This is a genomic window from Candidatus Accumulibacter cognatus, from assembly GCF_000584975.1.
Classification (GTDB): Bacteria; Pseudomonadota; Gammaproteobacteria; order Burkholderiales; family Rhodocyclaceae; genus Accumulibacter; species Accumulibacter cognatus.
On sequence record NZ_JDST02000148.1, the window covers coordinates 1 to 7,053 of the forward strand.

At 65.8% G+C, this 7,053-nt stretch carries 5 protein-coding genes; 2 read left to right on the top strand and 3 right to left on the bottom strand.

The features are described 5' to 3' along the window. The 3 genes from AW06_RS19445 to AW06_RS19455 all read right to left on the bottom strand — a co-directional run. Positions 1-720, bottom strand: a 720-nt coding sequence (locus tag AW06_RS19445; RefSeq protein ID WP_034953822.1) for a hypothetical protein, incomplete at its 3' end; no start/stop codon positions are given. A 119-nt stretch (positions 721-839) separates the two neighbouring features. Further along, positions 840-1,898 carry a MoxR family ATPase gene (locus AW06_RS21395; protein WP_273704929.1) on the bottom strand — a complete coding sequence of 353 codons (1,059 nt, stop codon included), beginning with the start codon at positions 1,896-1,898 and terminating at the stop codon, positions 840-842. Between the two features lie 15 nt (positions 1,899-1,913). Continuing rightward, the gene (locus AW06_RS19455; RefSeq protein ID WP_034953825.1) at positions 1,914-3,713 is read right to left on the bottom strand and encodes a DUF4062 domain-containing protein; all 1,800 of its coding nucleotides are present in this window, start codon (positions 3,711-3,713) and stop codon (positions 1,914-1,916) included. A gap of 568 nt (positions 3,714-4,281) precedes the next feature. Between AW06_RS19455 and AW06_RS19460 the strand changes: the two genes are divergently transcribed. Beyond that, positions 4,282-6,351, top strand: a complete 2,070-nt coding sequence (locus tag AW06_RS19460) for an ATP-binding protein (RefSeq protein WP_273704930.1) — start codon at positions 4,282-4,284, stop codon at positions 6,349-6,351. A gap of 36 nt (positions 6,352-6,387) precedes the next feature. Beyond that, positions 6,388-7,044: a DUF4157 domain-containing protein gene (locus AW06_RS21400; protein WP_273704931.1), complete on the top strand. Its 657-nt coding sequence runs from the start codon at positions 6,388-6,390 to the stop codon at positions 7,042-7,044. Positions 7,045-7,053: the final 9 nt, after the last annotated feature.

The window sequence follows — 7,053 nt, forward strand, 5'->3', positions numbered from 1 at the left end:
TGCCGCGCGGCCCGGCGCAGCGACCGCGCGCGCGGCGAACGGCGAGTCATCGACGACCCACAGCCGCAGACCGCCCCGGCCGTGCCGCCGGCGCACTTCATCCAGCAACTGGCGGTAGTCGGCGTCGTAGGGAACGAGCCGGTGCGCGAGATCGACGACGACGTCCATCTCGCCCCCCCAGCGGCGCAGCAGCCGCCGCGGCAGGCGCTGCGGCGAGCGCAACAGCGACAGTTCGCCGACCAGGGCCGGCACGTCGAGCGGGCCGCACCGTGGCGACGCCAGCGCCCGCTGCAACGCCGGCCACAGGCGCGTGCGGCCGACCAGCGGCGAGTGCGGCGCGCTGCCGGATCGCCGCGGCTGGCAGTCGAGGCGGGTCAACGGCGGCAAGGTCTCGCGCTGGGGTGCTGTCTCCGCTTCATCGACGGCGTACTCGACGAGCGCGAAATGCGCCGCCGAGAGGGGCGGCCGGCGCCCGACCTTGGCGGCGGAAGTCTGACGCGGCCCGGCGCTGCCGGCGTCGGCCGCTGGCTGTTGCCGTTCGCCGGCAGGCAGATCGCTTCGTTGCTCCGGCTCCGGCTGCGGATGCAGGTCGAGGAGGAGGGCGAGCGGCGCCAGGGCGGCTTTGATCGCCTTCTCGCTGCCAGGCGGTTCTGCGCCATGGGCGGCGACGGCCGCGCGCAGCAGGTCGGCGCGGCCGGCGAAGCCGTGACTAACGGTCATGACTTTGCAAAACACCCCTGATCATGAAAGTCATGACCGTTTCCCTCTCCCCCGACCCCTCCCCCACCAGTGGGGAGGGGAGATTCGTGAGTCGCTGACGCGACTTTCACATTAATCATTCAGCCGCGCTCCGCCGGCGACCCGGCGAGGCCGTCGATCGGCGCTCGCGTCTGCGACACGCCGGTTTGGCCGGCAACGACTCCGTGCTTGAGATAGCCGTACGCCGAGAGGCGGCCGAGCCATTCCTGCTGGACGCCGGTCTGGCCCGGAAAGAGTTCGTGCAGCGCGTAGAGCAGGTCGAGGTATTCGGCGAGGCCGGGCGGCGGCAGGTTGATGTGGCTCACCTGCTGCCGGTCGCTGACCAGTTGCTCGGCCGCTTTTTCGAGGATCACGGCGGCGATCAGCTCGGCGCGTCGCGGACTGGCCGTCGGCGAGGTCGCGGGCAATTCCGCGAAATGCGCCGCGCCACGTCTGACGAGCCAGTCACGATAGCTCATTCCGGGGTCCGGCTGCTGCGTCAGGACGATGCAGCGGCGCAGGAAGGCCGCCGGCAGTTCGCGCTCCTCGTTGGTGGTGATGACGATCAGCGGCGGTTTCGCGTTCGGGCCGCCGATCGGCTGCGCCAGGGGCTCGACGCGGAAGCTGCGCTGCGCCAGGACTTCGAGCAGGCTGTTCGGCAGGTCGCTGTCGGCCTTGTCGATCTCGTCGATCAGGACGACGTGCCCGTCCGGTGCCGCCGGATCGATGCTGCGCTCGTCGGCGGCAAGGAAAGGCTGCGCCGACTCCCAGCCGAAGGCTTTCCAGAGCGCGCCGGGCCGCCAGTAACGCGTCGGGTCGGCGAGCTCGGCGCTTGCGCCGGCCTGCGCGTCGGCGAGCCGGCGAACAGCGTCGAAACGCGCCAGCAGTTCGGGCGGCTCGAAGCGCGGATGGATCGTTTCGGCGTGCAGGCGCCAGCCAAGGGCCTCGGCCGCAGCACGCGCGAGCTGCGTCTTGCCGGTTCCCGGCTCGCCCCGCACGAGCAGCGGCCGGCGTGCCGCGTAGGCCAGCGTCAGCGCGTCGATTTCGGCCGCCGACCACTGGTGCCAGGCGCGCGCCTGGCCGGGAGACTCCCGGAGTTCCTGGACGGTGCCGGCCTGCAGCTTGGTGAACGGAGATTTTGGGACGGCGGTTGCGGTCATCGCTTTGCCTGTCGGTCAGTTGAAGAGCGCGAGAAAAGCGGGCCAGGACTGCTTGAGCCCAGACCAGACGGGGGCGAGCGTTTCGACGATGGTGCGGCCGTTGCTCAAGGCCTTGGCGCTCTTCTCGACACCGTCGAGACAGCGTTTGACGAGTTTGGCGTCGGACTCCGAGCGCCCTTCTCCCTGCAACACCGTGCGGACTTCGTTCAGTTCCTGCACCATCAGCCGACGCTGCTCCGCGTCCTCGGGCTGCGCGCTGCAGCCGTCGATCGCCCGTTGCACGGCCACCAGGGCCTGTAGCAGTTCGACGGCCGGCACGCCGATGACGATGTCCCTGGCGGCAGCTTGCGCCCCCGGGGCGTTGGCCTGTGCGACCGTGCCGACGGGGGCGTTGAAATGCATCGTCAGATGGGTGACCGCCGGTGCAGCGGCATGTTCCGATTCTCTTTCGGGCATCTTTTCCTCCTGTTTCTTCACGTTCTTGAGCGAAATGTCAAAAATCGGACCGAGCGCGTGCAGCAGGCTGTCCTGCATTTGTCTTGCCCAGAGCGGCATCGCGTCGTCGGCCCGCTGCTGGAAGAAAGTCCGGAGTTCGAACTGCTCCTGCAGATCCTTCAGAAGTTCCGCCCGCTTTTCCGCACTCTGGAAGCGGCCCGCGGCATCCGTGCTCACCACCAGCGCCGCACCCAGCTTACGGGCGCGAAGTCGAATGAAGGTGCGCAGGTAGTCCGGGTCATACTCCTGACCTGTCTGCAACTCGCGCCGCTCGATCGTTGCCAGCAGTTCAGACGCCGAGAGCGCCGCGCCTTCTTCGCCCGGCACACCAGGTTCGGGAACCGGATGGACGAGGCGGAAGACATTCTCGGGCTGCGGGCTCCCGGCCGAGAAACAGAGTCCAAATCCCAGCCGAACTGCAGCCTCGATGCAGGCAACCAGATGCTCTGAACTCCTCACGGGGTCGTGATCGCGATGCGCGTCGGCATCGACCTTGGCCCTGACGTAACGCTCGGCGGCGACCAGCGCGCAGCGGACGATGGCGCTGCAGACGATGCCTTCGGCCTCGGAAACCGCCGCTGCGGCGGAGAAACCTTTCGCGGCTCTGGCTTCGAAAAATCCCCGGGCGCCCAGCAGAACCTCGAGAGCGGGCCTGTCGCATGCGATGGCGAAGACGCGCTCGGCGGTGAACGGCGTCGCCGTCTCCAGATCCTGGAACAGGTCGGCGCGCGTGAAGCTCTGCTGTAAGCGCAAGCTTGCCCAGTTGTCATTCAGGTAACTCCGGAGCAGCTTCTGCAGCTCGGTCATCGCCGGCGCAGCGGCGGGCTGCGGCGGCCCCGGCGACGGTGGCTCGGCGGGTGCTGGCTGCCGCTGCAGCGCCTTGAGAACCTTCACCTTCAGATCCTCGGCGGTGGTGAACAGCGCTGCCCGCGGGATATTGTTCGCCCCGGACGACAGGCGCTCGCGAAACGCCTTGATCAGCGAAGGATCATTCTCCTGCGTATAAAGATCGGTCCGGGAGACCGGGATGGCATCGTCTTTCCGGACGAAGACGAAACAACGCAGACCCGCTGCCAGCGCCGCGTCGAACTCGAGTTCGGTGATCGACTTCCCCTGCCCCGGCGGAACGAATCCATAGCGCAGGCCGACGATGCCGATGTAGATCGTGCACGAGGCGAGGTCGGCGACGCAGCTTTGCCAGAGCGGTCTTGGGTCGGCCTCGTAGCTCTCGACGATCGTGTAGTCGCCGCTGAGGACCTCCTTGACCGCCCGCCGTTCGTCCTGCAGGTCGAACAGCGTCGAAGACAGATAGAGTCGCATGCCTTGCTGCTCCCATGATAAGCGTTCAGTCCGGGTGCGCTGCATTGGCTCAGGATTCGTCGAGGCCCTTGCCGGAAAGTATGGACCTGAAATCGTCGGGCCGCTCGCCCGCTGCAGCATGCCCCCTGCGCGCCCGCATCCTTCCCGGCCGCCTCGGGAACTCCCGCAAGCCCCGGAGCGAGTCGCCCAGGAATCGTACTGGCTGTATGGGTTTCAAATGTACCGGCCCGGAGGCAGGCGTGCAAGCCCCAAGCCAGGCAAAGAGCTGCGGCATCCCCGGTCGATTGATGGGATACTTGTCGTACTCGGGGATGCCGCTCGGTCGGGTAGCACGCCTGGCGACTTCCCGATCGCTCACCCGTTCCTGTCCGACAGGGGGGATGGGCTGTCCCGCGCGCCAGGCCGGCAAGCGTCATCCTGCACCTTTCTGGTCTGCCGCGGCATCCACCTTCCCTGGGGCTGAACAGTCAACACACCAGGCTCGATTCATGTGAATGCACTCAACGCCCCAGATTCAGATTCGGCATTCCAGGACCTGCAACCGGCATGGCAGCGGCTGGACAGACTCTTGCAGGCGGCCGTTGCGGCAGCCCAGTCCGTCTATGGACCCGCGGCGGCGGCTGATCCTTACCGGGGGCTATACATCGGACTCGGCGAGGTGGAGACCTTGCTGGCCCGTCAACCCGGTATCCCGGTGCTGCAGAATGCTGCACGTGAGCTGCCGTTGTCGGAAGCGCTGGGCGAGCGGTGTCGTCTGCGGCGCCTGGCAAGCGCGTTCCAGCTATCGCCGTTCGATCTGGATCTGCTTCTGGTCGCCCTGGCGCCGGAAGTGGATCTGCGTTACGAACGGCTCTATGCCTACCTGCAGGACGATGTGACGCGCCGTCGACCGAGCATCGATCTGGCTTTCAATCTGCTCTGCACTTCGCCCGAGGACAAGCTGGCCAGGCGCGCCCATGTCGCAGCCGCTGCCCCTCTGTGCCGCCATGCCCTGCTTTCCCTGCTCGCTGATCCTCAGCAACTCCGGCCGCCGCTGCTGGCGCAGTATCTCAAGCTGGATGGACAGATCATCGCCTACCTGTTGGCTGACGACAGCCTCGACGCCCGTCTGACTGCGTGCTGTGAATGGGCTGAACCGACGGCCACTTTCGCCGACCTGCCGGTCGGCAGCGAGCTCAAGAAGGCCATTACGGGAATGGCAATCCAGGCCAGGGAAAGGCAGCAACCGCTCAGACTCTACCTGCAGGGACCACCAGGCGTCGGCAAACGCGGGCTTGCCGAGGCGCTGGCCGTTCTGCTCGGGGTACCTTTGCTGGTTGCCGACCTGGCGCGCACACCGATTGACGTGGATGAATTCACAGCGGTGCTGACCGTGCTGTTCCGCACCGCCCTTCTCCAGGAGGCCATGCTGTATTGCACCGGCCTCGACACGCTGCTGGCCGGTGAGCACGCCCGGCGGTATCAGGATCTGCTGAACAGGATCGGCAGCCATGCAGGCGTAGTCATTCTGGCCGGTTCGCAGGCCTGGCGGCCCGCCGCCGACCCGACCAGGACGATCCAGGCGATCCGCTTCCCGGCGATCGATTTCTGGCAACGACGGTCGTACCTGCAGACCTGCCTGGCAGCGAACGGCATCGCGCTGGCAGCGAACGAGCTGGAGGCCCTGGCCGGGCGCCTGCAGTTGACGCCCGAACAGATCTCCGGAACCGTTGCCGGCGCGGTCCATCTGGCGCGTTGGCGTGACGCCCTGACAGCGACGCGACCCGACGAAACGCCGAACAGCCAGCCTACGCTCGCCGAACTGTTTGCCGCCGCCCGCGCCCAGGCCGATCATCATCTGCACGATCTGGCACGCAAGATCACGCCCAGATACACTTGGGACGATCTGGTCTTGCCGGCCGATGAACTGGCTCAGCTCCACGAAATCTGTCAGCAGGCCAAGCACCGCCATACCGTCTACGATCAATGGGGTTTCGGCCGCAAGCCTGCTCTCGGCAAAGGGCTGAACGTCCTGTTCTCGGGTCCGCCAGGCACCGGCAAGACAATGGCTGGCGATGTCATCGCCAATGAACTATCTTTAACGCTATACAAGATCGATCTCTCTCAGGTCGTCAGCAAGTACATCGGCGAAACCGAGAAGAACCTCGAACGGATCTTTACTGCCGCCCAGAGCACCCATGCAATCCTCTTCTTCGATGAAGCCGATGCCTTGTTCGGCAAACGTTCCGAAGTCAGGGACGCGCACGACCGCTACGCCAACATCGAAGTGGGCTACTTGCTGCAGAAGATGGAAGAATATGAAGGAGTTGCCATCCTGGCGACCAATCTGCGCAGCCACATGGACGATGCCTTCGTCCGCCGGATGCATGCCATCGTCGAGTTCCCGTTCCCGGACGAGCTGCACCGGCGCCGCATTTGGGAAGTCATGTTGCCACCCGAAGCGCCGCTGGCAGAGGATGTGGATTTGGCGGTGCTGGCTCGCGAGGTCAGGCTAGCGGGCGGGAACATCAGGAACATCGTGCTGACGGCGGCGTTTTACGCTGCCGACGCCGGCGAAACGATCGGGATGTCGCATCTGCTGCGCTCGGCACGGCGGGAGCATCAGAAAATTGGGCGAACGTGGAATGAAGTGAAGTGAAACGCGTCAATGATGTCAGCAGCGGGGGGCTCGGCAGTGAGGACAAGGACTGTTCACAAGGGCAATGACGAAATCTCGACGACGGCACAGGTCAGGCAGCGCTCGCTGCAACCTGACCCGATCGCCAGGCCGCTGCAAGAAGCCGGTGCGTTGCAGAATCTCCAGCGCACGCACGGCAATCGCTTTGTGCAGCGGCTCCTGGCCCAGCGTACACAGGCCCATGGGGAATCCGTGCCTGCTCCAGGCGTGGAACAGGCCATCCAGCGTTCCCTTGGCCACGGACAACCCCTGGAAAGCGGCGTGCGCACTCGCATGGAATCCGCTTTCGGCGCCGACTTCAGCGGTGTGCGGGTGCACACCCATGCAGAAGCTGACACGCTCAGTCGAGCGCTGAGCGCACGGGCCTTTACCACCGGCAAGGACATCTTCTTTGGCCAGGGAGAGTACAACCCGCAGAGTTCGGCAGGACGGGAGACATTGGCTCATGAACTGACGCATGTGCTGCAGCAAGGCGGCAGCACGATTCAGGCTGAACTTTCCGTCAGTCAACCGGACCACCCCTGCGAACAGGAGGCGGACCGGGTCGCGCGCGCGGTCATGCAACAGGAGGAACAGACCAAGCCAGACACGGCGAGCCACGCGCCGATACCGGGTGAGCTGGTGCCGCCGCCCGTTGCTGGCAAGATATACTGAAATAGGTAA

Excerpts from the sequence above, each read along its gene's own strand:
- AW06_RS21395 (WP_273704929.1), bottom strand. The coding sequence starts at position 1,898 with ATGACCGCAACCGCCGTCCCAAAATCTCCGTTCACCAAGCTGCAGGCC.
- AW06_RS19455 (WP_034953825.1), bottom strand. The coding sequence starts at position 3,713 with ATGCGACTCTATCTGTCTTCGACGCTGTTCGACCTGCAGGACGAACGG.